Source organism: Marinibaculum pumilum, assembly GCF_042646425.1.
Lineage (GTDB): Bacteria > Pseudomonadota > Alphaproteobacteria > Ferrovibrionales > Ferrovibrionaceae > Marinibaculum > Marinibaculum pumilum.
Genome location: NZ_JBHRTR010000052.1, coordinates 1 through 769 on the forward strand (window position 1 = coordinate 1; position 769 = coordinate 769).

Annotated in this window: 1 protein-coding gene; it reads left to right on the forward strand. The window is 63.8% G+C overall.

Features of this window, described 5'->3' with window-relative positions:
* Window positions 1–84: 84 nt before the first annotated feature.
* Window positions 85–769 (forward strand): IS4 family transposase (locus ACFOGJ_RS27025; protein WP_379906397.1); only part of this gene is annotated, 685 nt, incomplete at its 3' end.

The window sequence follows — 769 nt, forward strand, 5'->3', positions numbered from 1 at the left end:
GAATTCTGGACGTGGTGCATGGCATTGATTCTACTGAGTTCCAAGCGTTTGGCGGCGTTTGGGACACAGCGGAAGGTCAATGCCATGCGGCATGAGAATAGCGTTTTCCATGACATCCTGAAGTGGGTTCCATGGGATGTGTTTGACCGTCTGGTCGACAAGCATGGGAGTGACCACCGGGTCCGCCGTCTCCGGACCAGGGACCAGTTCATCGCGCTGCTCTTCGGGCAGCTTTCGGGTGCGGTGAGCCTGCGCGAGGTGGTGGGCGGACTGAAGAGCCATGAGGCTCGGCTCTATCATCTCGGCACCCGGCCGGTGGAGCGTTCGACCTTGGCGGATGCCAACGCCCGGCGCCCTAATGCAGTGTTCGGCGAGCTGCTCACGACGATGGTCGCCCAGGCGCAACGGGGCCTGCGGCGCAAGGTCGGGGAGGGACTCTACCTGATCGACTCGACGGGGCTCTATCTGGCCGGCGGCGGAGCGGAATGGGCACGGTTCTCCGCCAAGGTCTGCGGCGCCAAGGCCCATGTCATCTATGACGCGAACGCCGACCGGCCGATCTATGCCGCGGTCACCCCCGCCAACTGCCACGATATCACCGCTGCCAAGGCGATGCCGATCGTGCCCGGCTCCACCTACGTCTTCGATCTTGGCTATTACGACTACGGCTGGTGGGCGAAGCTGGACGCGGCCGGCTGCCGCATCGTCACCCGCTTCAAGACCAACACGCCGCTCAGCGTCACCAGCGAGAACGCCGTGCCGGAAGGTA